The organism is Saccharothrix sp. (assembly GCF_031180885.1).
Taxonomy (GTDB): domain Bacteria; phylum Actinomycetota; class Actinomycetes; order Mycobacteriales; family Pseudonocardiaceae; genus Actinosynnema.
Genome location: NZ_JAPSLK010000042.1, coordinates 20,819 through 44,692, shown reverse-complemented (window position 1 = coordinate 44,692; position 23,874 = coordinate 20,819). Strand labels below are relative to the sequence as shown.

General features: G+C 71.7%; 19 protein-coding genes. 18 read left to right on the top strand and 1 reads right to left on the bottom strand.

Annotated features, from left to right (window positions below; genetic code table 11):
* Positions 1-109: 109 nt before the first annotated feature.
* Genes RIN75_RS32495 through RIN75_RS32485 form a run of 3 tightly spaced genes read left to right on the top strand, consistent with a single transcriptional unit; the run spans position 110 to position 5,642 of the window.
* Complete coding sequence (locus RIN75_RS32495; RefSeq protein WP_309115885.1) at positions 110-1,369, top strand: aminotransferase class III-fold pyridoxal phosphate-dependent enzyme; 1,260 nt, start codon at positions 110-112, stop codon at positions 1,367-1,369.
* The gene (locus RIN75_RS32490; RefSeq protein WP_309115884.1) at positions 1,366-4,206 is read left to right on the top strand and encodes an FAD-binding and (Fe-S)-binding domain-containing protein; all 2,841 of its coding nucleotides are present in this window, start codon (positions 1,366-1,368) and stop codon (positions 4,204-4,206) included. The genes RIN75_RS32495 and RIN75_RS32490 overlap by 4 nt, the downstream gene beginning before the upstream one ends.
* On the top strand, positions 4,203-5,642 hold the full coding sequence (locus tag RIN75_RS32485; protein ID WP_309115883.1) for an NAD-dependent succinate-semialdehyde dehydrogenase: 1,440 nt from the start codon (positions 4,203-4,205) through the stop codon (positions 5,640-5,642). Before RIN75_RS32490 ends, RIN75_RS32485 begins: the two co-directional genes overlap by 4 nt.
* Before the next feature lie 39 nt (positions 5,643-5,681).
* Here RIN75_RS32485 and RIN75_RS32480 read toward each other — a convergent pair whose 3' ends face one another.
* On the bottom strand, positions 5,682-6,419 hold the full coding sequence (locus RIN75_RS32480) for an IclR family transcriptional regulator (protein ID WP_309115882.1): 738 nt from the start codon (positions 6,417-6,419) through the stop codon (positions 5,682-5,684).
* A 199-nt stretch (positions 6,420-6,618) separates the two neighbouring features.
* On the opposite strand from RIN75_RS32480, the gene solA reads away from it, so the two are divergent.
* The 15 genes from solA to RIN75_RS32405 all read left to right on the top strand — a co-directional run bounded on the left by solA (position 6,619) and on the right by RIN75_RS32405 (position 23,858).
* Positions 6,619-7,755 carry an N-methyl-L-tryptophan oxidase gene (gene solA / locus RIN75_RS32475; RefSeq protein WP_309115881.1) on the top strand — a complete coding sequence of 379 codons (1,137 nt, stop codon included), beginning with the start codon at positions 6,619-6,621 and terminating at the stop codon, positions 7,753-7,755.
* A 7-nt stretch (positions 7,756-7,762) separates the two neighbouring features.
* Positions 7,763-8,731 (top strand): succinylglutamate desuccinylase/aspartoacylase family protein, encoded by a 969-nt coding sequence (locus tag RIN75_RS32470; protein WP_309115880.1) that lies wholly within the window; start codon positions 7,763-7,765, stop codon positions 8,729-8,731.
* 41 nt (positions 8,732-8,772) lie between these two features.
* On the top strand, positions 8,773-9,867 hold the full coding sequence (locus RIN75_RS32465) for an ABC transporter substrate-binding protein (RefSeq protein WP_309115879.1): 1,095 nt from the start codon (positions 8,773-8,775) through the stop codon (positions 9,865-9,867).
* The gene (locus RIN75_RS32460) at positions 9,860-10,981 is read left to right on the top strand and encodes an ABC transporter ATP-binding protein (protein ID WP_309115878.1); all 1,122 of its coding nucleotides are present in this window, start codon (positions 9,860-9,862) and stop codon (positions 10,979-10,981) included. The genes RIN75_RS32465 and RIN75_RS32460 overlap by 8 nt, the downstream gene beginning before the upstream one ends.
* Positions 10,982-11,014: 33 nt before the next feature.
* Positions 11,015-11,902 (top strand): ABC transporter permease, encoded by an 888-nt coding sequence (locus RIN75_RS32455; protein ID WP_309115877.1) that lies wholly within the window; start codon positions 11,015-11,017, stop codon positions 11,900-11,902.
* Positions 11,899-12,756 carry an ABC transporter permease gene (locus RIN75_RS32450; protein WP_309115876.1) on the top strand — a complete coding sequence of 286 codons (858 nt, stop codon included), beginning with the start codon at positions 11,899-11,901 and terminating at the stop codon, positions 12,754-12,756. Before RIN75_RS32455 ends, RIN75_RS32450 begins: the two co-directional genes overlap by 4 nt.
* Positions 12,753-14,117, top strand: a complete 1,365-nt coding sequence (locus RIN75_RS32445) for an aminotransferase class III-fold pyridoxal phosphate-dependent enzyme (RefSeq protein WP_309115875.1) — start codon at positions 12,753-12,755, stop codon at positions 14,115-14,117. Before RIN75_RS32450 ends, RIN75_RS32445 begins: the two co-directional genes overlap by 4 nt.
* Positions 14,118-14,148: 31 nt before the next feature.
* Complete coding sequence (locus RIN75_RS32440; protein ID WP_309115874.1) at positions 14,149-15,102, top strand: M14 family metallopeptidase; 954 nt, start codon at positions 14,149-14,151, stop codon at positions 15,100-15,102.
* A complete protein-coding gene (locus tag RIN75_RS32435) occupies positions 15,099-16,547 on the top strand; it encodes an aldehyde dehydrogenase family protein (protein ID WP_309115873.1) in 1,449 nt (482 codons plus the stop codon). Before RIN75_RS32440 ends, RIN75_RS32435 begins: the two co-directional genes overlap by 4 nt.
* Positions 16,544-17,470: an aldo/keto reductase gene (locus RIN75_RS32430; RefSeq protein ID WP_309115872.1), complete on the top strand. Its 927-nt coding sequence runs from the start codon at positions 16,544-16,546 to the stop codon at positions 17,468-17,470. Before RIN75_RS32435 ends, RIN75_RS32430 begins: the two co-directional genes overlap by 4 nt.
* Positions 17,471-17,488: 18 nt before the next feature.
* The gene (locus tag RIN75_RS32425; RefSeq protein WP_309115871.1) at positions 17,489-18,154 is read left to right on the top strand and encodes a haloacid dehalogenase type II; all 666 of its coding nucleotides are present in this window, start codon (positions 17,489-17,491) and stop codon (positions 18,152-18,154) included.
* A 19-nt stretch (positions 18,155-18,173) separates the two neighbouring features.
* Positions 18,174-19,457, top strand: coding sequence for an FAD-binding oxidoreductase (locus RIN75_RS32420; protein ID WP_309115870.1), 1,284 nt, complete (start codon positions 18,174-18,176; stop codon positions 19,455-19,457).
* A gap of 135 nt (positions 19,458-19,592) precedes the next feature.
* Positions 19,593-21,005, top strand: coding sequence for an aspartate ammonia-lyase (aspA, locus tag RIN75_RS32415; protein ID WP_309115869.1), 1,413 nt, complete (start codon positions 19,593-19,595; stop codon positions 21,003-21,005).
* Between the two features lie 197 nt (positions 21,006-21,202).
* On the top strand, positions 21,203-22,375 hold the full coding sequence (locus tag RIN75_RS32410; protein WP_309115868.1) for an ROK family protein: 1,173 nt from the start codon (positions 21,203-21,205) through the stop codon (positions 22,373-22,375).
* Between the two features lie 133 nt (positions 22,376-22,508).
* Complete coding sequence (locus RIN75_RS32405; RefSeq protein WP_309115867.1) at positions 22,509-23,858, top strand: aspartate aminotransferase family protein; 1,350 nt, start codon at positions 22,509-22,511, stop codon at positions 23,856-23,858.
* The last annotated feature ends 16 nt before the right edge of the window (positions 23,859-23,874 follow it).

The following is a 23,874-nucleotide window of genomic DNA, read 5'->3' as shown; positions in this document are numbered from 1 at the left end:
CCAAACAAGGCCGTTCGGCCGGACAGAACAGGCGTTGTGGGGGTTCGCCGGTCCGGCGACGCTCAGGTGACCGCACCGAGAACAACGACCACCGGCCCGGGAGATGACCATGACCGCTCTGTCGCCGCACCTGCGCCAAGCCACCCCCGTCGTCGCGGTCCGCGGTGAGGGCGTCCACCTGTACGGCGAGGACGGCCGGCGCTACCTGGACTTCACCGCGGGCATCGGCGTCACCAGCACTGGCCACTGCCACCCCAGGGTGGTGGCCGCGGCCCAGGAGCAGGTCGCGACGCTGATCCACGGCCAGTACACGACGGTGCTGCACCAGCCGCTGCGCCGGCTCGTCGACAAGCTCGGCGAGGTGCTGCCCGAGGGGCTCGACAGCCTGTTCTTCGTCAACTCCGGCAGCGAGGCCGTGGAGGCGGCGATGCGGCTGGCGCGGCAGGCCACCGGCCGGCCCAACATCCTGGTCTGCCACGGCGGCTTCCACGGCCGCACGGTCGCGGCGGCGTCCATGACGACCTCCGGCACCCGGTTCCGGTCCGGCTTCTCGCCGCTGATGAGCGGTGTCGTGGTCACGCCGTTCCCGACGGCCTACCGCTACGGCTGGGACGAGGACACCGCGACGCGGTTCGCGCTGCGGGAACTGGACTACGTGCTGCAGACGATCTCCGCGCCCGCCGACACGGCGGCGATCATCGTGGAACCGGTGCTGGGCGAGGGCGGCTACGTGCCCGCTCCGCGCGCCTTCCTGGAGGGGCTGCGCGAGCGCGCCGACCGGCACGGCTTCCTGCTCATCCTCGACGAGGTGCAGACCGGTGTCGGGCGCACCGGCCGGTTCTGGGGCCACGAGCACTCCGGTGTCACGCCGGACGTCCTCGTCACCGCCAAGGGCCTGGCCAGCGGGTTCACCCTGTCCGGCATCGCGGCGGGCGAGGAGCTGATGAGCAAGGCGTGGCCGGGCTCGCAGGGCGGCACGTACGGCGCGAACGCCGTGGCGTGCGCCGCCGCCGTCGCCACGCTGGAGGTGGTCGAGGAGGAGAAGCTCGTGCGGAACGCCGAGCTGATGGGCGCCCGGCTGCGGGCCGGCCTGGAGGCGGTCGCCGCCCGGACACCGGCCATCGGCGACGTGCGCGGCCTGGGGCTGATGCTCGCCACCGAGTTCGTCACCGAGGACGGCCGCCCCGACCCGGAGACCGCCGGCCGGGTCCAGCGCGCCGCCGTGGACCAGGGCCTGCTCCTGCTGCTGTGCGGCGCGTGGAACCAGGTCGTGCGGATGATCCCCGCGCTGGTGATCGACGAGGACGCCGTCGACGAAGGGCTGCGGGCGTGGTCCGCCGCCGTGGACGCCGGGGTGTCGGCTCGATGAGAGCGGACCCGCTGGTGCGACGGCTCGCCGGGACCGCCCCCGGGATGCGGGTGGAGGCGGCGGCCGGGGCGAGGGCGCCCTACGCCTACGACGCCTCCAACTACCGGGTGGCGCCGCGCGCCGTGGCCTTCCCCCGCTCTCCCGAGGAGGTGTCCGCGGCGCTGCGGGCCTGCCGGGAACTCGGGGTGCCGGTCACGGCGCGCGGTGGCGGCACGAGCATGGCGGGCAACGCCGTCGGTCCGGGCCTCGTGCTCGACTTCTCCCGCGGCCTGAACCGGGTCCTCGCCGTCGACCCGGAGGCGCGCACCGCCCGGGTCGAGGCCGGGGTCGTGCTGGACGACCTGCGTGACGCGGTCGCGCCGCACGGCCTCACCTTCGGGCCCGACCCGTCCTCGCACAGCCGGTGCACGCTCGGCGGCATGATCGGCAACGACGCCTGCGGCAACCGGTCCGTGCGGCACGGGCGCACCGGCGACCACGTCGAGTCGCTGGAGATCGTCACCGCCGACGGCCTGCGCGCGATCGCCGACCACACCGGCCTGCGCCCGGTCGACCCCGCCGACGCGGACGCGGTCGCCGAGCTGGAGACCGCGCTGCGCCGGCTGATCGGCGAGAACCTGGCGCCGATCCGCGTCGAGCTGGGCCGCATCCCGCGCCAGGTCTCCGGCTACCAGCTGCACCACCTCCTGCCGGAGAACGGGTTCGACCTGGCCCGTGCGCTGGTCGGCACCGAGGGCACGTGCGCGGTCGTCGTGGCCGCGACGGTGCGGCTGGTGGCCACGGCGCCCGCGACGACGCTGCTCGCCCTCGGCTACGACGACGTCGTGGACGCCGCCGAGGACGTGCCGGAGATCCTGCGCTGGACGCCCACCGCGGTCGAGGGCATGGACGAGGCGATCGTGGCGACGATGCGCGCCCGGCGCGGCGCGGGCTCCGTCACCGGTCTGCCGGACGGTCGGGCCTGGCTGTACGTCGAGCTGGACGGCGACGACGAGACCGACCTCGCCGTCCGCGCCGCGAGCCTGCTCGACGCGCTGAAGGCGCGTGGCCGCATGGTCGACGGCCGGGTCGTGGACAGCGAGGCCCAGCGGCGTGCCCTGTGGCGGGTGCGCGAGGACGGGGCGGGGCTGGCCGCCCGGCTGGTCGACGGCGGCGAGTCGTGGCCGGGCTGGGAGGACGCCGCGGTGGCGCCGGAGACCCTGGCCGCCTACCTGCGCGACTTCCGCGCCCTGCTGGCCGCGCACGGGCTCACCGGCGTCCTGTACGGGCACTTCGGCGCCGGGTGCGTGCACGTGCGCATCGACTTCGACCTCGGCAGCGAGGAGGGCCGGGCGGCCACCCGCCGGTTCCTGCGCGAGGCGGCCGAGGTCGTGGTCCGCCACGGTGGCACGCTCTCCGGTGAGCACGGCGACGGGCGGGCCCGCGGCGAACTGCTGGACGTCATGTACAGCCCGGCGGTCATCGAGGCGTTCGCGGCCTTCAAGCGGACCTTCGACCCGGACGGCCTGCTCAACCCCGGCGTGATCGTGGCGCCGTCCCCGGTGGACGCCGACCTCGCGCTGGACGCCCCGCGACCGCCGGGACGACGGACGCTCTTCCTGTTCCCCCACGACGAGGACGGCTTCGCGGGCGCGGTGCGGCGGTGCGTCGGCGTCGGCCGCTGCCGCGGCGGCTCCGGCGGCGTGATGTGCCCCAGCTACCGCGCGACGGGGGAGGAGCGGCACTCCACCCGCGGTCGCGCCCGGGTGCTCCAGGAGATGCTGCGCGGCGACCTCGTGCCGGGCGGTTGGCGTTCGACGGAGGTCAAGGACGCGCTGGACCTGTGCCTGTCGTGCAAGGCGTGCTCCACCGACTGCCCCACCGGCGTGGACATGGCCACCTACAAGGCCGAGTTCCTGCACCAGCACTACCGCGGCCGGGTGCGGCCCCGCTCGCACTACTCCCTGGGCTGGCTGCCCGCCACCTCCGTGCTCGCGGGCTTCGTCGCCCGGCCGCTCAACGCGGTCCTGCGCGGACCGCTCGGCAAGGCCGCCGCGCGGCTGGGCGGCGTCACCACCCGCCGGGCCGTGCCCGCCTTCGCGTCCCGCCGTGCGCTGCGGAAGGCGCTGCGCACGGCGGTCGACAGACCGGCCGCGCTGCTGTTCGTCGACAGCTTCACGCGTGCCTTCCGCCCGCACGTCGCCGGCGCCGCGGCCCGCGTGCTCGACGCCGCCGGGCTGCCCTGCGCGCCGAGCAGCGGGCTGTGCTGCGGCCTCACGTGGGTCAGCACCGGGCAGCTGTCGGTGGCCCGCCGCGTGATGGCCCGCACCGTCGCGCGGCTGGACCGCGGTCCGCACCGCGACCTGCCGATCGTCGTGGCGGAGCCGAGCTGCGCGGCGGCGCTGAAGCGGGACGTGCCCGAGCTGCTGGGCACCGACGCCGCCCGGCGCGTCGCGGCGCGGGTGCACACCCTCACCGCCGCGTTGACCGACCTGTCCACCTCGGACTGGCGGCCCGCCGTGCCGGACTCGGTGGTGCTCCAGACGCACTGCCACGAGTACGCCGCGTTCGGTGACCGGCGTCCGCGCGAGCTGCTGCGCGGGCTCGGCGTGCGGACCGTGACCGAGGCCGAGGGCTGCTGCGGGCTCGCGGGCAACTTCGGTTTCGAGGCGGAGCACTACGAGACCTCGATGGCCGTCGCGGAGCTGTCCCTGCGGCCGCGACTGGATGAGAACCCCGACGCCGTCGTCGTGGCGGACGGCTTCAGCTGCGCCACCCAGGTCGGCCACCTCGCGGGCGACCGCGGCGTGCGCGCCGTGCACCTGGCAGAGCTGCTCGACCCAGGAGGTAACCCGTGATCGACGTTCCCAAGCAGTTGTTCATCGGCGGCACGTGGGTGGACGCCGTGGACGGCGCCACGATGCCGGTGGACGACCCGGCGACCGGCGAGGTGGTCTGCCACGTCGCCGACGGCGGCACCAAGGACGCGCAACTGGCCGTGGAAGCCGCGGTGCGGGTCCAGGACGAGTGGGCCGCCACCGCGCCGCGGGCGCGCAGCGAGATCCTCCGCCGCGCCTACGACATCATCGTGGCCCGCACCGACGAACTCGCGTTGCTGATGACCACGGAGATGGGCAAGCCGCTGGCCGAGGCCAGGGGAGAGGTCGCCTACGCGGCGGAGTTCTTCCGCTGGTTCTCCGAGGAGGCGGTGCGCGTCGAGGGCGGCTTCGGCACCCTGCCCGACGGCCGCAACCGGATGCTGCTCATGCGCCGCCCGGTCGGCCCGTGCCTGCTGGTCACGCCGTGGAACTTCCCGCTGGCCATGGGCACCCGCAAGATCGGCCCGGCGATCGCGGCCGGCTGCACGATGGTGCTCAAGCCCGCGCCGCAGACCCCGCTGTCCAGCCTCGCGCTGGCGGAGATCCTGCGCGAGGCCGGGCTGCCCGACGGTGTGCTGAACGTCGTGACGACGTCGAAGCCGGGGGAGGTCGTCGAGCCGCTGCTGCGCGGTGGCCGCATCCGCAAGCTGTCCTTCACCGGGTCGACCCAGGTGGGCAAGCTGCTGCTGGAGCAGTCCGCCGAGCAGGTCGTGCGCACGTCGATGGAGCTGGGCGGCAACGCGCCGTTCATCGTGTTCGCCGACGCGGACCTGGACAAGGCGGTCGACGGCGCGATGGTGGCCAAGATGCGCAACATGGGCGAGGCGTGCACCGCGGCCAACAGGTTCTTCGTGCACCGCGACGTGGCGGAGGAGTTCGGCGCGCGGCTCGCCGCGCGGATGAGCGCCCTCCGGGTCGGACCCGGCACCGAACCGGGGGTCGACGTGGGTCCGCTGATCGACGAGTCCGGTCGCCGCAAGGTGGAGCGCCTGGTCGAGGACGCGGTCCAGCGCGGCGCGTGCGTCCTGGCCGGCGGCGAGACGCCGACCGGTCCGGGCAGCTTCTACCCGCCGACCGTGCTGAGCCGGGTGTCCCCGGACAGCGACCTGATGGGCACCGAGATCTTCGGCCCGGTCGCGGCGATCCTGACCTTCGACGACGAGGACGAGGTGGTGCGCAGGGCCAACGACACCGAATGGGGACTCGTGGGCTACGTGTTCACCGAGTCGCTGGACCGGGCGCTGCGGGTCAGCGAACGGCTGGAAGCGGGCATGGTCGGGCTCAACACCGGCCTCGTGTCCAACCCCGCCGCGCCGTTCGGCGGCGTGAAGCAGTCCGGGCTGGGCCGTGAAGGCGGCCGCGTGGGCATCGACGAGTTCCTGGACTACAAGTACGTCGCCGTGCCGGTGTCGTGAGGGGGTCCGCCGCCGCGGGGCGGCGGACCCCGCGACCCCCTAGGAGCCCAGCCTGCGGGCGGAGATCTCCTGCGCGGTCTCCGCGACGAGCCGGCCGAGTTCGGGCAGCCGGTCCGGGTCGAAGCGGGTGTCGGGCATGGAGATCGCCACCGCGGCCAGCGGTGTGCCGTCCTCGTCCAGGATCGCCGAGGCGATGGCGCACACGTCGGGCCGGAACTGGTTGCGGTTGAGCGCGTAGCCGTTCTCCCGCACCTGCGCCAGCTCCGCCTTGAGCTGCCGCGGATCGGTGACGGTGGCGTCGCTGTAGCTGTCCAGCGGCCGGGCGAGCACCTCGTCCACATCGGACCTGTCCGTGTTGGCCAGTATCGCCCGCCCGGTCGCCGTGGCGTGCAGCGGCGAGATGTCCCCGATCTCGTGGAACGTGCGCACCGCGTGCGAGGAGTCGACGCGGTCGACCACCACCATGCGGTCCAGTGCGTCCGGAACGGACAGGTGGATCGTCTCGTTCACCTTGTCCCGCAACCGGATCATGGGCTCGCGGGCGGCGGCGAACAGGCTGGAGCCGCGCAGGGCGGCCGGTCGCACGGCGAGCACGCGGGCGCCTATTTCCCAGCGCGTCGTGTCCTTCCTGTTGGCGCGCAACCACCCCGCCTCGTGCAGCGTGACGAGCGTGCGCTGCACGGTCGACTTGGGCAGCCCGAAGATCTTGGTCAGTTCACCCACCGTGACCGGTTGGTGCTGCGCGACCGCCTCCAGGATGCGCAGCGACCTGGTCACGCTCTTCATCTCCACGCGTTACCCCCAGTTAAGGCTTGGTTCTCCCACGGGACACCTCTTGACTGGTCCTGGACCGGGTGTCATTCTCGTGCCAGATTCTAGCACGCTGTGCCACATAGTGGCACAGAATATCCGGTGAGCGTCTTCTCCCCCCTTCGCCAGGTCCGCATCACCGTCCGGTGAGTCGAAAGGATGTCCCGTGCCTGCCAGCAAGCGTGTCGCCGTCGTCGGCGTCGGAACGATGGGCAGCCAGGTCGCCTGGCGCCTCGCCGCCCGCGGGGCCGAGGTCGTCGGGTACGACCGGTTCGCCCCCGGCCACGACCGCGGTGCCGCGGGCGGCGAGACCCGGATCTTCCGCAGCGCCCACTTCGAGGACTCCCGCTACGTGCCGCTGCTCAAGCACGCCGACGTGCTGTGGGACGAACTCCAGCGGGAGACCGGGCGGGAACTGCGCCGCCTCACCGGCTGCCTGCTCATGGGGCCGACCGCGCACCACCAGATGGCCACCGTCCTGCGGTCGGTCGCCGAGCACGACCTCGACCACGAGGTCCTCGACGCCGACCGGCTCGCCCGGCGCTTCCCGCAGTACCGGGTCGAGGACGGCGACGCCGTCGTGCTGGACCGCCGCGCCGGGTTCATCCGGCCCGAGCTGACCGTCCAGACCGCCGCGCGCCGCGCCGAGGAACTGGGCGCCACGATCCACCGCTACACGCCGGTCCGCGAGATCACCAAGACCGGCGGCGGCGTGGCGGTCCGCACCGACGAGGGCAGCGAGCGCTTCGACGCCGTCGTGGTGACGGTGGGCCCCTGGGTCAACGACCTGCTGCCCGACCTGCCCTGGGAGGTGGAGGTCCGCCGCCTGGTCAGCGCCTGGTACGTGCCCACCACCCCCGACGCGTGGTTCGGGCCGGAGCGCCCGGCGTTCATCCGCACCGCTCCCACGCACTGCTACGGCCTGCCCTCGCCGGACGGCGTCTCGGTCAAGCTGGGCCTCTCGCGGACCCTGCACCGGCTGGTCGACGACCCCAACCGCCTGGAGCGGACGGTCCAGCCGGCCGAACTGGACACCTTCAACGAGATCATCGGGCGCCACCTGCCGGACCTGCACCCCGACCCCGTCCGGCTGTCGGTGTTCATGGAGGGCTACACGGAGAGCAGCCGCCCCCTGGTCGGCCCGCTGCCGGACGACGAGAACGTCGTGCTGCTCGCCGGGTTCTCCGGCCACGGCTTCAAGCTCTCGCCCGCCATGGGCGACATCGCCGCGGACCTCGCCCTCGACGGCGGGTCGGCGCGGCCCATCGACTTCATCTCCACCACGAACCGCACGGAGGCGTGACGCAGCCATGACCAGCGACACCGCTACCACCCTCAGCGTCGGCGCGCTGAGCGCCGCACCGGGGACCAAGGTGCGCGGCAGCGTCCGGGCCGAACTCGGCACGCTCACCGCGGACATCCCGGTGGCCCTGATCAACGGCAGCCGGCCCGGACCGCGCGTGGTGATCACCGCCGGCGTGCACGGCGGCGAGTTCACCGGCATCGACGCGGCCCACCGGCTCGCCACCCGCCTCGACCCGGAACAGGTGCGCGGGCAGGTGCTGCTCTGCCTCGTCGCCAACCCGCCCGCCGTCTACGACGGCCGGCTGGGCACCTCCCCGCTCGACGGGGTCAACATCAACCGCGTCTTCCCCGGCGATCCCGGGGGCAGTCCCACCGAGCGGCTGGCGGCCTGGCTGTTCGACAACCTGATCCAGGGCGCCGACGCGTACGTCGACCTGCACGCCGGCCGCATCGACGAGTTCCTGCGCGACTTCGTCGGCTACCGCCTGACCGGCGACCCGGAACTCGACGCGACGACCGCCGGCATGGCCTCCGTCGTCGGCCACGAGGACGTCGTCCTCGGCCTGAACCCCGACGGCGGCAACAGCCACGCCGCGGCCGCCCGCCTCGGCATCCCCGCCATCCTCGTCGAGACGGGTCACCTCGGTGACCGCGACCCGGAGGCGGCCGAACGCGTCGTCGCCGCGCTGCTGAGGGTCATCGACTTCGTCAACGGCGACGACGTCGCGCCGCGGCCGGTCACCGAGTGGGTGTGGGCGGGCTTCGTGGCCTCCGCGGCCCTCGGCCTGTGGTACCCGGAGTTCGTCCCGGGCACCGACGTGACCGAGGGGCAGGTCATCGGACACGTCGTGGACCCGGCCGACGGCCGCGGGCACGAGGTCCGGGCCACCGCCACCGGCCGCGTCTTCTACGGCATGCGCGGTCTCACCGTCGTGCCCGGCACCGACCTCGCCGCGATCGCGGCGCCCCGCTAGCGCCACCACCCCGCTTCCTCCCCGCCCCCAGGAGGTTCTTCGTGAAAGACACTTGGATCGACCGCCGATCGTTCCTGCGCGGTCTCGGCGCCGTCGCCGCGACCTCGGCACTGGCCGCGTGCGGCACCGGCACCAGCCGCTCGGCCGGCGGCGGCGCGGGCACGGGCAGCAAGACGCTCGTGGTCCGCAACAGCGGTGGCGCCTACGGCGACGCCAACATGAAGGCGGTCCTCGAGCCCTTCATGAAGGAGACCGGCATCGAGATCAAGGTCATCAACCCGAACTACGCGCAGATGCTGGCCCAGATCAAGCAGGGCCGACCGCAGTTCGACCTGATCGACAACTCGATGATCGACTTCGTGAAGTTCGCCCAGGAGGACGCTACCCAGCAGATCGACTACGACCGGCTCAAGAGCGTCAAGAACGCGGACATCCCCAAGAACCTGCTCACGCCGACCGCGGTCGGCAAGAACTACTGGGGCAGCGTGATCGGGTACCGCACGGACGCCTTCGGCGGAAAGAAGCCGAACTCCTGGGCGGACTTCTGGGACACCGCGGCACTGCCGGGCAGTCGCGGGCTGCAGCACGTCGACGCGGACATCCCCGAGCTCGAGTTCGCGCTGCTGGCCGATGGCGTGCCGATGGACCAGCTGTACCCGCTCGACCTCGACCGCGCCTTCCGCAAGCTCGACGAGATCAAGGGCTCGGTCAAGAAGTACTGGGACACGGGCGCGCTGCCGGGTGTGCTGCTCGGCCGCCGCGAGGTCGACGCCTCGACCGTCTGGTACGGCAGGCTCAACGACCTGATCAAGCAGGGGCAGCCGCTGGCCTACGTGTTCCAGGGCGCCCGCAGGCAGAGCAACGGCTGGGCGATCCCCCGGGGCGCGGCCAACGTCGACGCCGCCTACCAGCTGATCGACTACTCGCTGCGGCCGGAGGTGCAGGCCCACTTCTCCGAGATCTACCCGTTCGCGCCGGTCGTGCCCGCCGCCTACAAGTCGATCAAGGACGAGGTCGCGGCCACCCTGCTCGGCGCGCCGCAGAACCTGGAGACCGGGTTCGACGCGAACGTCGAGTGGTGGGTCGGCAACGACGAGGTCGTGACCAAGCGCTGGCAGGAGTGGGCCCGTGTCTGAGCTGCACGTGATGTCGGAGAAGCAGTCCCCGCCGACCGTGGCGTCGCCGGTGAGCGGTGCCGGCAAACCGCTGTCGGTGACCAAGGTGCGCAAGACCTACGGCGCCATGACCGCGGTCGACGAGGTGTCGATGGAGATCGGCGCCGGGGAGTTCGTGACCTTCCTCGGCTCGTCCGGCTCCGGCAAGACCACCACCCTGATGATGATCGCCGGGTTCGTCGAGCCCGAATCCGGGTCGATCGTGGTCGGCGGCCGGGACGTCACCCGGCTCGCGCCGCAGAAGCGGGGCCTGGGCTTCGTGTTCCAGCAGTACCTGCTCTTCCCGCACATGACGGTGAGCGAGAACGTCGCCTTCCCGTTGCAGCTGCGCGGACTGTCCAAGCAGGAGATCCGCACCCGGGTCGGCGAGACGCTGGAGATGGCGGGCCTGTCCCGCTTCGCCCGGCGCCGCCCCCGCGAGCTGTCCGGCGGTCAGCAGCAGCGCGTCGCGCTGTGCCGCGCGCTGGTCTACCGGCCGCCGGTGATCCTGATGGACGAGCCGCTGGGCGCGCTGGACAAGAAGCTGCGCGACCAGTTGCAGACCGAGATCAAGCGCATCCAGCGGGAACTGGGGCTGACGGTCATCTACGTGACGCACGACCAGGAGGAGGCCCTCGTGCTCTCCGACCGGATCGCCGTCATGCGCGACGGCCGCATCGACCAGTTCGACACCCCGCAGGAGCTGTTCGAACGCCCGCGCACGCCGTTCGTGGCCGACTTCCTCGGCGCCGCGAACTTCCTGCCCGGCACGGTCGAGAGCGACGACGCGGTTCGCCTGGACACCGGTGGCGTCCTGCGCATCCGCCGGCACGACCTCGCGAGCGGTGTGCGGGCGCGGGCGGCGGTCCAGCCCGGCAGGCTCGCGGTGTGCGCGCCGGAGGACGGCTTCTGCACCGGCATCGTCGAGACCGTCACCTACGTCGGCACGCTGGTGCGGGTCACCATCCGCCCCGACGGCGCCGACACCTGCGTCCGGCTGGAGATCCCGGCCGGCCGCGCGCCCCTGATGGGCGACCGGGTGGGTCTGACGGCCGATCCGCGCGACGTCAGCGTCTTCGACGGAACGGCGGGCTGAGCCGTGGCCGTCCTCGCCCCTCCACCGGAACCGGTGGTCGCCGCCGCTGCCACCGGTGGGTGGCGCCGCCGGCTGTCCGGCCGCCGCACCCGCTTCGGGTTGCTCAACGCCACGCCGGTCGTCGTGTACCTGCTGGTGCTGTTCGTGTACCCCATCTTCAGCACCCTCCTGCTCAGCCTGAAGGACGAGGACGGCGGGTTCACGCTGCACTGGTACGCCGACGCCCTCAGCGGCACGAGCCTGGACATCCTGCTCATCACGCTGCGGATCTCCGCGGAGACGTCGGCGATCAGTTTGGTCGTCGGGTTCCTGCTGGCCTACTGGATCACCCGGCTGCGACCGATCTGGGCCGGTCTGGTGATGCTGGTGGTCGTCGTGCCGCACTTCATCAGCGCCCTGGTCCGCACCTACGGCTGGATCATCCTGCTCGGCGACCACGGCCTGGTGAACGAGACGCTGGTGGCGCTGCACGTGCCCGGCGCCCCGTTCCAGTTGCTGTACAACGAACTCGGCGTGGTCATCGGCACGACGTCGGTGATGCTGCCCTACACCGTGCTGCTGCTGTACGCGGTGATGCGCGGCGTCGACCGCGGGTTGATCGCGGCGGCGGCGAGCATGGGCGCGGGCCGGCTCGTCACGTTCTTCCGCGTCTACCTGCCGCTGGTGGCCCCCGGCCTGGTCAACGCCGGGATCCTGAGCTTCATCCTGTGCCTGGGCTACTACCTGACGCCCGCGCTGATGGGTGGTCCGAAGCAGACGATGGTCGCCTCGCTGATCGACGAGCAGGTCATGAAGAACAACCAGTGGAACGGCGCCTCCGCTCTCGGCGTGATCCTGCTGCTCCTCACCTTCGCCGGACTGTTGTCGCTGCGGCTGGTGAAGAGCGTGAGCGAGGCCGCGAAGAACCGGGGTGGAGCATGATCGGGTTGCGCGACAGCGTGGCGGGACGCCTGGTGCTCGGCGTCATCTCGTTGCTGGTCCTGGTGTTCCTGGGACTGCCGATCGTGCTCATCCTGGTGACGTCGTTCGGCAGTGACGCCCTCGGCTCGTTCCCGCCCGAGTCGTGGACGCTGACCTGGTACCAGCAGTTGTTCGCCGACGGCAGCAAGTGGCCCGCCGCGCTCGCGCTCAGCGCCACGGTCGCCGCGCTGACCACGGTGTTCTCGGTGGTGCTCGGCATGATGGCCGCGATCGCCCTGGTCCGCAGCGACCTCCCGCTGCGGTCGGCGGTCTACGGCCTGGTGCTGGCGCCGCTGGTGATCCCGCAGGTGGTCGTCGCGCTGGGGTTGTTCCTGCTGTTCGAACCGGCGGCGATGCTCGGCAGCCCGATCGCGATCGCGCTCGGCCACACCGTGCTCGCCACCCCGATCGCGGTGATGATCCTGATGGCGACGCTGAAGGGGATCGACGAACGGCTGGAGGACGCCGCCGCCAGCATGGGCGCGGGCCGGCTCACCATCGCGCGGCGGATCACGTTCCCGCTGGCCGCTCCCGGTGTGATCGCCGCGGCGATCTTCTCCTTCATCACCAGCTTCGACGAGTTCTTCATCTCCCAGTTCCTGTCCTCTGTGGACACGATCACGCTGCCCGTGCAGGTGTTCAACGTCCTGCAGTTCGACGTCGACCCGTCGGTCACCGCCGTGGCCGCGCTGCTCATCGCCGTCGCGCTGGTCGCGCTGGGGCTGGTCGCCCTGTTGCGCAGGTTCGGCACGGGCAAGCAGGGCGGTCTGCTGCCGGTGGAAACCGGTGTCCCGGCGGGAGGTGAGCCGAAATGACCACCGGACTGGCGGCGACCGCGGCCAAGCACCTGCTGCTCAACATGACGTCGAACGGCTCGGGTGAGGGCGTCTTCGTGGTCCGCGGCGGGGAGGGGCCGTACGTCCGCGACGACGACGGCACCCGCTACATCGACGGGCTGTCCGGGCTGTACTGCTGCCAGCTCGGCCACTCCTACGCCGACGAGATCGCCGAGGCGGCGGGCAAGCAGCTCCGCGAGCTGTCCTACAGCCCGCTGTGGTCGGCCTCGGCCCACCCGGCGGCCATCGAGCTGGCCGAGCGGCTGGCCGGGCTGGCGCCCGCGGGCGTCGAGCACGCGTTCTTCTCCAGCGGCGGCGCCGAAGCCGTGGAGACCGCGTGGAAGATCACCCGCCGGTACCACGCGCTGCGCGGTGAGCCGGGGCGCACCAAGGTCCTGGCCCGGCACAGCGCCTACCACGGCCTGACCGTCGGCGCCCTGTCGTTCACCGACGACCCCGGCCTCACCGAGCCGTACGGCCCGCCCGCGATCGACACCAGGTTCGTGTCCAACACCAACCGCCACGGCCTGGCGCCCGAGATGGCGGACGACGCCGTGTTCACCGCGCACCTGCTCGCCGAGATCGAGGACACCGTGCTGGCCGAAGGGCCGGAGACGATCGCGATGCTCATCGCGGAGCCGGTGCAGAACCGCGGTGGCTGCATCACGCCGCCGGAGGGCTACTGGCCGGGCCTGCGGGCGCTCGCCGACCGGTACGGCTTCCTGCTCGTCGCCGACGAGGTGATCACCGGCTTCGGGCGGCTCGGGGAGTGGTTCGGCGGCGACCGCTACGGCGCCGCGCCCGACCTGATCACGGTCGCCAAGGGCATCACCGCGGGCTGCGCCCCGATGGGCGCCACGCTGGTCGGGCAGCGGGTCGCCGAGGTGGTCAACCGGCCGGGCGCGGTGCTCAACCACGGCTACACCTTCGGCGGGCACCCGCTGTGCGCCGCGATCTCGTTGCGCACCATCGAGATCATGGAACGCGACCAGGTCTTGGCGAACGTCCGCGCACTGGAAGGCGGGCTCGCGAACGGCATGAAGTCGCTGGCCGGGCTGCCGATCGTGGCCGACGTCCGCGGCGCCGGGTTCTTCCACGCCGTCCAGTTGGCCGGCGACCTGCCCGACGGCGGCTTCTCCGACGCGGCGCGCCAGGCGCTCGTCGTCGACCTGATCCCACGCCGGATGCGCGACGCCGGGCTGCTCGCCAGGGTCTACAACCGCGCGGCGCCGCTGCTGCAGATCGCGCCACCGCTGATCAGCGACCGGCCGCTGCTCGACCGCATCGTCGAGATCATCGCCGACACGCTCGACGAGGCCTCGCGCGCACTGACCCGCTGATGTCCCCACGCCACCCACGAAAGGAACGCGCATGTACTCCATCGGTCCGCTGACCGTCCCTCCGGGTGAGCGCGCCCAGGGCCTGATCCCGGTCGGCACCAGCAGTTACGGCGTGGAGCTGGGCATTCCGCTGATCGTCGTCAACGGCGCGCAGGACGGGCGGGTCCTGTGCGTGGACGCGGGCGTGCACGGCGACGAGTACGACGGCCAGGAGGCCATCCGGCGCGTGCTCGCCGAGATCGACCCCGCCACCCTGCGCGGCACGGTCGTGGGCATCCCGTGCCTGAACACCCCGGCCTTCGAGGCGGCGGCCCGCGCGAGCGGCATCGACCACCTGAACCTCAACCGGATCTTCCCCGGCGACCCGGAGGGCTCCTACTCGCAGCGCCTGGCCGCCACCTTCGTCGAGCGGGTCGTCCCCGCCGTCGACGCCGTGGTGGACCTGCACACCGGTGGCGCCTACGGCGAGATCGCCCCGCTGGTCATCCTCCAGGGCGGTTACGAGGACCTGGCCACGGACATCGCCCTCGCGGCCGGACACGAACTGGTCTGGAAGGGCGGCAAGTGGGGCGGCACGGTCCGCCACCCGGTCCTGGAGGCCGGCAAGCCCGCCATCACCATCGAGTGCGGCGGCGCGACGTACCGCGAGGCCAACGTCGAGCGGCACATGCACTCGATCCGCAACATCCTGCGCAGCCTCAAGATGATCGACGGCGAGGTGGAGCTGCGGGAGGTCTACACGGCCGTCTCGGGCACGTTCGCCCGCTCCGCCGCCGGCGGCTTCTTCGTCAGCCACGCCGAGCCGGGCGAGACCTGCAAGGAAGGCGACCTGATCGGGCAGGTCGTGGACCACTACGGCAACACGCTCGAAGAGGTCCGCGCCGACTGGGACGGCATCGTGCTGTGGGTGCGCCGCATCCGCACCGTGCGCCCCGGCGACGAGGTCGTGATCTTCGGCGCGGTGGAAGGCGAGATCAAGCCATGAAGGAGACCGAACTGCTGATCGACGGCAAGCGGGTGCCCGCGGCCGACGGTCGCACCTTCACCGTCGTGGACCCGGCGCTGGGCGAACCGATCGCCGAAGTCTCCCTGGCGGGCAAGGCGGACGTGGACTCCGCGGTCGCCGCCGCGCGCGCCGCGTTCACCGCTGCCGAGTGGGCGGGCATGCGTGCCGCGGACCGCGGCCGGCTGCTGCACCGCATCGCCGAGGCGATCCGGGGCGAGGGCGAGCGGCTGGCGCGGCTGGAGAGCCTCGACGTGGGCAAGCCGCTGCGGCAGGCCAGGGCCGACGTCGAAGCCGCCGCGCGGTACTTCGAGTTCTACGCGGGCACCGCGGACAAGCTGGGCGGCGCCACCATCCCGCTGGGACCGGGGCTGATCGACTACACCGTCCGGGAGCCGATCGGCGTGTCCGGGCAGATCATCCCGTTCAACTACCCGCTGCAGAACACCGCGCGGGGCAGCGCTCCCGCGCTGGCGGCGGGCTGCACGGTGGTGCTCAAGCCGTCACCGGAAGCCCCGCTGACACCGTTGGAGATCGGCCGGATCGCGCTGGACTGCGGCCTGCCGCCGGGTGTGCTCAACGTCGTGCCCGGCGACGGCGAGACCGGCGCGGCGCTGGCCGGGCACCCCGGCATCGACCAGGTGACGTTCACCGGGTCGGTGGCCACCGGGATCAAGGTCGCCCAGGCCGCCGCGGCGAACGTCGTGCCCTCCGTCGTGGAGCTGGGCGGCAAGTCGCCGGTCGTCGTGTTCGCCGACGCCGACTTCGACCTGGCGCTGGGCGCCGTCGCCGCCTCGGCGTTCGGCAACGCGGGCCAGACCTGCTCGGCCGGGACGCGGCTGCTGCTGCAGCGCGGCGCGGAGGAGTTCCTGGACCGGCTGGCGGCCCACGCGGCCGCCCTGCGGGTGGGTCCCGGATCCACCGACCCGGACGTCGGGCCGCTCGTCTCGGCACGCCAGCGCGACCGCGTCCAGGGGTACCTGGACCTGGCCCGCGCGGAGGGCGCGACAGTCCGGGCGGGCGGCGGCGCACCCGCGGACCCGGCGCTGCGCAACGGGTACTACATCGCGCCGACCGTCCTTTCCGGACTGACGAACCAGGACCGCGTCGCCCGCGAGGAGATCTTCGGCCCCGTCGTGACCGTCATCGGGTTCGACGACGTCGAGGAGGCGCTGGAGATCGCCAACGACAGCCCGTACGGCCTGTCGTCGTACGTGTGGACGCGCGACATCGACAAGGCCCTGCGGATGGCGCACGGCATCCGCGCCGGCCAGGTCAACGTCAACGCCATCGGCGTCGGCACCGGCGTGGAGCTGCCCTTCGGCGGCTACAAGCACAGCGGCTGGGGCCGGGAGAAGGGCCTGGAGGCGCTGGCGAGCTACACCCAGACCAAGAACGTCTGCATCGGGTTCGGGAACGGCGCATGAGGTACCGCACGCTGGGCGAACGCGGTCCCACCGTCTCCGTGGTCGGGTTGGGCGGCAACAACTTCGGCTCCCGCCTCGACCGGGACGCGACCGCGGCGGTCGTCCACGCCGCACTGGACGCGGGCATCACGCTGTTCGACACCGCGGACGTGTACGGCGGCGAGAACGGGCGCGGCTCCAGCGAACGGCTGCTCGGCGCCGCGCTCAAGGGACGCCGCGACGAGGTCGTCCTCGCGACCAAGTTCGGCATGCGGATGAGCGAGGAGGACGACCGCCACGGCCCGCGCGGCTCCCGCCGGTACGTCCGGCACGCGGTGGAGGCGTCGCTGGACCGGCTCGGCACCGACTGGATCGACCTGTACCAGTACCACGAGCCCGACGGCGTGACCCCGATCGAGGACACCGTGGCGGCGCTGGAGGAACTGGTGCGGGAAGGCAAGGTGCGCCACATCGGCTGCTCCAACCTGCCCGCCGACCGGCTCCGCACCGGTTTCGTGAGCACCCAGGCGCGCTACCACCTGCTCGACCGCGGCGTGGAAGCCGAACTCACGCCCACGTGCCTGAGCCTGGGCATCGGCCTGCTGCCGTACTACCCGCTGGCCAACGGACTGCTCACCGGCAAGTACCGCAGGGGAGAGCAGCCACCGCCCGGCAGCCGCCTGTCCTGGCGGCAGGGCTGGCTCACCGACGCGGCACTGGACCGCGTCGAGGCACTCACGGCGTACGGCGCGCAGCGAGGGCTCACCGTCCTCCAGGTCGCCGTGGGCGGGCTGGCCGCGCAACCCGCCGTCGGCTCCGTCATCAGCGGCGCCATGACCCCGGCGCAGGTCACCGCCAACGCGGCGGCGGCCGGCTGGACCCCCACCGAGGCCGACCTGGCCGCACTCGACGAGATCGTGACCCCCGGCGACCGGGTGGTCTGAGGAAGAGGATTGGACACCATGCGTCAGATCGTCACCTTCGACGCCTACGCGACCTTGATCAACTTCGAACTCGCCCCGACCACCCTGAAGGTGCTGGCCGACCGGCTGGACCTCGACGGGCTGGACGTCGACGAGTTCCTGGACGACTTCCGGGTCATGCGGTTCCAGGCGGTCCTGGAGCCCTACCGGCCCTACCACGAGGTCCTGCACTCCAGCCTGCGCAACGCCATGCGGCTGCACGGCCTGGAGTACCGCGAGTCCGACGGCGACGCGCTCGTCGAGGCCGTCCCGACCTTCGGCCCCTGGCCCGAGGTGCCCGACGCGTTGCGGGCGCTGAAGGAGAAGTACGAGATCGCGATCATCTCCAACACCGACGACGACCTCATCGCGCGCAACGTCGAGAACATCGGCGTCGAGTTCGACTACGTGATCACCGCGCAGCAGGCCAAGGCGTACAAGCCGGACCGGCAGACGTTCGAGTACGCCTTCCAGACCATGGACGTCGACCCGAGCCAGGTGATCCACGTCGCGCAGGGCTGGGAGTACGACCACATCCCCACCAGGGACCTCGGCCTGAAGCGCCGCGTGTGGATCAACCGCTACGGCCGTCGCGGCAGCAGCGACTACCAGCCCTACGACGAGCTGCCCGACATGTCCGGGCTGCCCGCCCTGCTCGGCTGCTGACACCGGAGGAACCGCCGCCATGAAACAGATCCCCTACTGGCTCGACACCGCCCCGCAACTGCCCGACCGGTCGGGCAAGCCACTTCCCGAGAGCGCGGACGTGGTCGTCATCGGCGGCGGCCTCACCGGTCTGTCGACCGCCTACCACGCGGCGCGCAAGGGCGCGTCCGTGGTGCTGGTCGAGAAGGACAAGGTCGGCTCCGGTGCGTCCGGCCGCAACGGCAGCATGTGCACCCAGGGCATCACGATCCCGCCCGGCGAGGCGCGCAAGCGGTACGGCCACGAGCGCGCGGTCGAGCTGTACAACGCCTTCCGCGAGGCCGTGGACCTCGTGGAGGAGCTGACGCTGAAGGAGCGGATCGACTGCGACTTCACCCGCTCCGGGCGCCTGGGCCTGGCCTGCAAGGCCAGTCACGTCGAGGGCCTGCGGGCCAAGCAACGGGAACTGGCCGAGCACTTCGGTCACGAGACGGTCGTGCTGGGCAAGAGCGAACTGCGCGCCGAGATCGGCTCGGACTACTACCACGGCGCCCTGCTCGACCCGCTCAGCGCGGGCCTGCACGTGGGCAAGTTCGTCGGCGGCCTGGCCGACGCCGCCGAGCGGGCCGGCGCCGAGATCCACGAGCGCAACGCCGCCACCGGCCTCACCCGCCTGCCCGGCGGCGGCTTCCTGGTGGAGACCCTGCACGGCGCCATCCGCGCCAAGCAGGTCATGGCGGCCACCGACGCCTACACCGACAAGTCGCTGCCGTGGTTCCGCAAGCGGCTGATCAACGTCGGCAGCTTCGTCATCGTCACCGAGCCGCTGGGGGAGGCGCGCGCCAAGGAACTCATCCCGAACGCCCGCCTGCTGGTCGCCCACAAGAACGTGGGCCACTACGTCCGGCTCACCCCGGACAACCGCCTCGCCTTCGGCGGCCGGGCCCGCTTCGCCCCCTCCAACCCGGCTTCGGACATCAAGAGCGGCGACATCCTCAAGCGGGAGATGACGGAGATCTTCCCGCAACTGGCCGGCGTGCGGATCGACTACGTGTGGGGCGGCATGGTCGGCTTCTCCTGGGACCGCATCCCGCACGCGGGGGAGATCGACGGTCTGTACTACTCCATGGGCTACTGCGGTCACGGTGTCCAGATGGCCACCTACATGGGCCGGGCGGTGGCCGAGATGATGGACGGCAAGCCGGAGGCGAACCCGTTGCGCGGCTTGGGTTTCCCGAAGGTGCCCGTGCCGTTCTACAACGGCACCGCGTGGTTCCTGCCGTTCGGCGGGGCGTACTACAAGGCCAAGGACCGCTGGAGCTGACGCCACCTGGTCTTCCGCGACCGCACTCGCGTTCGCACTCTCGTTGCGCGTTCGCGTTGCGCGTTGCGCGTTGCGCGTTCAGCGTTCGCGTTTCGCGTTCGCGGAAGACCAGCCTCCCGAGAAAGCCGGACCGCCATGACCGCCGCAGACACGCGGAGAGAGCACGACCTGCTGGGCGACCGCGACGTGCCCGCCGACGCCTACTGGGGCGTGCACACTCTGCGCGCCAAGGAGAACTTCCCGATCACCGGCACGCCCATCTCCGCCTACCCGCACCTGGTCGAGGCCCTCGCCGCGGTCAAGGAAGCCGCCGCGCTCGCCAACGCGGAACTGGGTCTGCTGGACTCGGCGAAGGCCGCCGCGATCGTCGAGGCCTGCCGGGAGATCCGGGCGGGCAAGCTGCTCGACCAGTTCGTCGTGGACGTCGTCCAGGGCGGAGCCGGCACCTCGACGAACATGAACGCCAACGAGGTCGTGGCGAACCGCGCGCTGGAGCTGCTCGGCCACGAGAAGGGCCGGTACTCCCACCTGCACCCCAACGAGGACGTCAACCTCGGCCAGTCCACGAACGACGTCTACCCGACGGCCGTGCGGATCGCGACGATCTCCGCCGTGCGCGGCCTGCTGGAGGCGATGTCCGTGCTCCAGGACGCGTTCGCCCGCAAGGCCGTCGAGTTCCGCGACGTGCTGAAGATGGGCCGCACCCAACTGCAGGACGCGGTGCCGATGACGCTCGGCCAGGAGTTCTCCACCTACGCCGTCATGCTCGACGAGGACCGCGCCCGCCTCGCCGAGGCCGTCGGCCTGATCCACGAGATCAACCTCGGTGCGACCGCGATCGGCACCGGCCTCAACGCCGCGCCCGGCTACGCGGAGGCGGCCCGCCGCCACCTCGCCGAGATCACCGGGCTGCCCCTGGTCACCGCCGCGAACCTGGTCGAGGCCACCCAGGACTGCGGGGCGTTCGTGCAGATGTCCGGCGTGCTCAAGCGGATCGCGGTCAAGCTGTCGAAGACCTGCAACGACCTGCGCCTGCTGTCGTCGGGCCCGCGCGCCGGCTTCGGCGAGATCACCCTGCCGCCCGTGCAGGCCGGTTCGTCGATCATGCCCGGCAAGGTCAACCCGGTGATCCCGGAGGTGGTCAACCAGGTCGCCTTCGAGGTGATCGGCAACGACGTCACCATCACCATGGCGGCCGAAGCCGGCCAGCTCCAGCTCAACGCCTTCGAGCCGATCATCCTGCACGCGCTGTCCGAGTCGATCACCCACCTGCGGGCGGCCTGCCTGACCCTGGCCGACCGCTGCGTCTCCGGCATCACCGCCAACACCGAGGCACTGCGCGCAGCCGTGGAGAACTCCATCGGCCTCATCACCGCCCTCAACCCTCACATCGGCTACACCGCCGCCACAGACGTCGCCAAGGAAGCCCTCGCCACGGGAAGGGGTGTGGCGGAACTCGTCCTGGAGAAGGGCTTGCTACCCGCGGACAGCCTGGCCGACCTGTTGCGACCCGAGGTGGTGGCGGGCTGCGGCCCGGCCACCACCTGACGTCCTGCCGGTCTCAGACCGGCAGTTGCTCGGCTCGAAGCCGTGGGAGAACGGTAGCTCGGCGGCGGGCTTGCCGAGTGGTTCGCCCAGCACGGCGTTGAGGGGCCGCGCCACGTATCGGTGGGGACGGGGTGAGGACGGCAGACCCGGGCACCATTTATTCCAGTTCCAAACTGAAACCTTGATAGGGTGGTGGTGTGACGACCAACCCGACCACGCGCGACTACAACAAAGCATCGGTCCTCGACGTCGTTCTCGCCCAGGCGCCCTTGACGCGCAACAAGCTCATCGAGCTGACCGGTCTGAGCAAGGCCACGGTGTCCAGGGCGGTGGAGGAGTTGCGGGCCGACGGCTTCGTGGTGGACCGCGGGGTCGACGCCATCGCCGGTCGTGGTCGGCCGTCCACCTACCTGGACATCCCCGGCACCACCGGGCACGTCGTCGGGGTGAGCTTCGGTGCGCAGACCACCGGTGTTCTCGCGACCGACCTGAGGGGGCGCGAGATCCAGCACGTGATCGTGCCCACCGCGAACCACGACGACGTCGGCAACGCCGCCGCCTGGCTGGCCGGCCTGATCGCCGGCGCCCGCCAACCCGCGGAAGGGCCGCTGCGCCAGGTCGTCGTGGCCGTGCCCGGCCGGGTCCGCGACGGTGGCGAGATCTTCGGGCCGGCGGAGTCGATGACCTACCTCGCCGGGTCTCGCCTGCAACGCGCGCTGGCGGACCTGGTCGGCGCTCCGGTGCTGCTCGACAGCGACGCGAACGCGTCTTTGCTGGGCATCCTCGCCGACGACGTCACGATCGGGAACGCCGCGCTCTTCAGCGTCAGCAGCATGCTCAACTTCGCCTGCTGCACCGATCACGAGCTGGCCCGCGGGCGCACTCCCTCGTTCGGTGACGTCGGCGTGCTCTCCTCCGGAGTGCACGACAAACCCCTCGAAGGGCTGCTGAGCACGGCAGGCCTGCTCGCGTTCGCGCGTGAGCAGGGGCTGGGGTTGGGGCGCATCGACGACCTTTGGGTCGACACGCACCACGACGAGGCGCGCACGGCGGTGGTGGAGGCGTTCACCACGGCGTTGGTGACGGCGGTGACCACCGTCGTCGTGACCCTGGACCCGGAGTCGATCTTCTTCGTGGGCAGGCTGCGCCCGCTGGTCGAGGAAGTCCTGCCCGAGGTGCGCAAACGCCTTGAGGAGCGTCTTCCCGCCGTTCCGCGCGTCACCGTCGCCACGCAGGTGCTCGGGCTGTCGACCGCGCGTGGCGCGGTGTACTCGTGCCTGACGCTGGCTCAGGCCCGGTTGCGGGCAGCCCTGCTCGACGCACGCCGTCAAGCGCCGCGTGCGGAGCAGCAGCCCGCGCCCGCGTTCTGAGCCGGCCGTGACCTCGCCCCTCCCCGGGGACAACCCACCGTAAAAAGTTTCAGTTTGGAACTGGAACCAAAAATGGTACTGTGGGTCACCAGCGGGGGAGACTCCGGCGGAACGAGATGGAAAGTGACGGCCGATGACTTCGACACTGAGCCGGGCGATCGCCAACTACCCGAACCGCTTCGACCCGGCCGTGCTGGACGCGCTCCCCGACCGTCTCCAGGACACGATCCGGCGCCGGACCGAGGTGCTGGGACCCGGCTACACCCTCATCTACCGCACGCCGGTCGAGTTCGTCTCCGGTCACGGCGCGCACCTGATCGACCGCGACGGCAACGACTACCTCGACGCCTACAACAACGTCCCGTGCGTCGGGCACGCGCACCCGCACGTGGTGGAGGCCGTCACCCGGCAGATGTCCGCGGTCAACATCAACACGCGCTACGTCCAGGACTCGCTGGTCGACTACGCGGAACGACTGCTCGCGACCTTTCCCGCGGCGTTGTCGAAGCTGAGCGTGGCGTGCAGCGGCTCGGAGGCGAACGACCTCGCGATGCGCGTGGCGAGGTTCCACACCGGCGGTGAGGGCGTCATCGTGACCCGCTGGGCCTACCACGGCATCACGCGTGAGGTCGCGAGCTTCTCGCCGCACCTGGGCGCGGGATCGCCGCTGGGGCCGAACGTCAGGCTGATCGACCCGCCCGACCCGCGGCTCGTCGCGCCGGGGTCGACGCTGGCCGACCACATGCGTGCGCAGGTGCGTGGCGCGATCGACGACCTGGAGCGTCACGGCTACCGGCTCGCCGCCCTGATCACCGACTGCGCCCACACCAGTGACGGGATCTTCACCGACCCGGTCGGCTACCTGAAGGCCATGGTGGAGGAGGTGCACGCGGCCGGTGGTGTCTACATCGCCGACGAGGTGCAGTCCGGGTTCGCCAGGCTCGGGGAGTCCATGTGGGGCTTCGCGCGCCACGGCGTGGTGCCGGACATCGTGACCATGGGCAAGCCGATGGGCAACGGGCTGCCGGTCTCCGGTGTGGTGTTCCGCCCCGAGGTCTGCGACGAGTTCGGGCGCAACGTCCGCTACTTCAACACCTTCGGCGGCAGCTCGATCCCGGTGGCGGCGGCGGCCGCGGTGCTGGACGTCTTCGAGCAGGAGAACGTGCAGCAGCGCGTCCTCGACAACGGCAGGGCTCTGCGCGCCGGGCTCGAGGAGATCACGCGCGAGTCGCCGTACGTCGCCGAAGTCCGCGGCAGCGGCCTCTACGTCGGCGTCGAACTCGTGAAGGACCGGGAGACGCTCGAACCCGACCGTGCGCTCGCCGAGGACGTCATCAACGATCTGCGTGACCGGCGGGTGCTCATCAGCGGCACCGCGCCCGGGGCGAACGTGCTGAAGATCCGCCCTCCGCTGGCGTTCGACTCCGCTGACGTGACCCGGTTCCTGGAGACCTTCGCCCGGGTCGCGCAGGACCGGCTGTAGTGGCTGACCGAAGGGA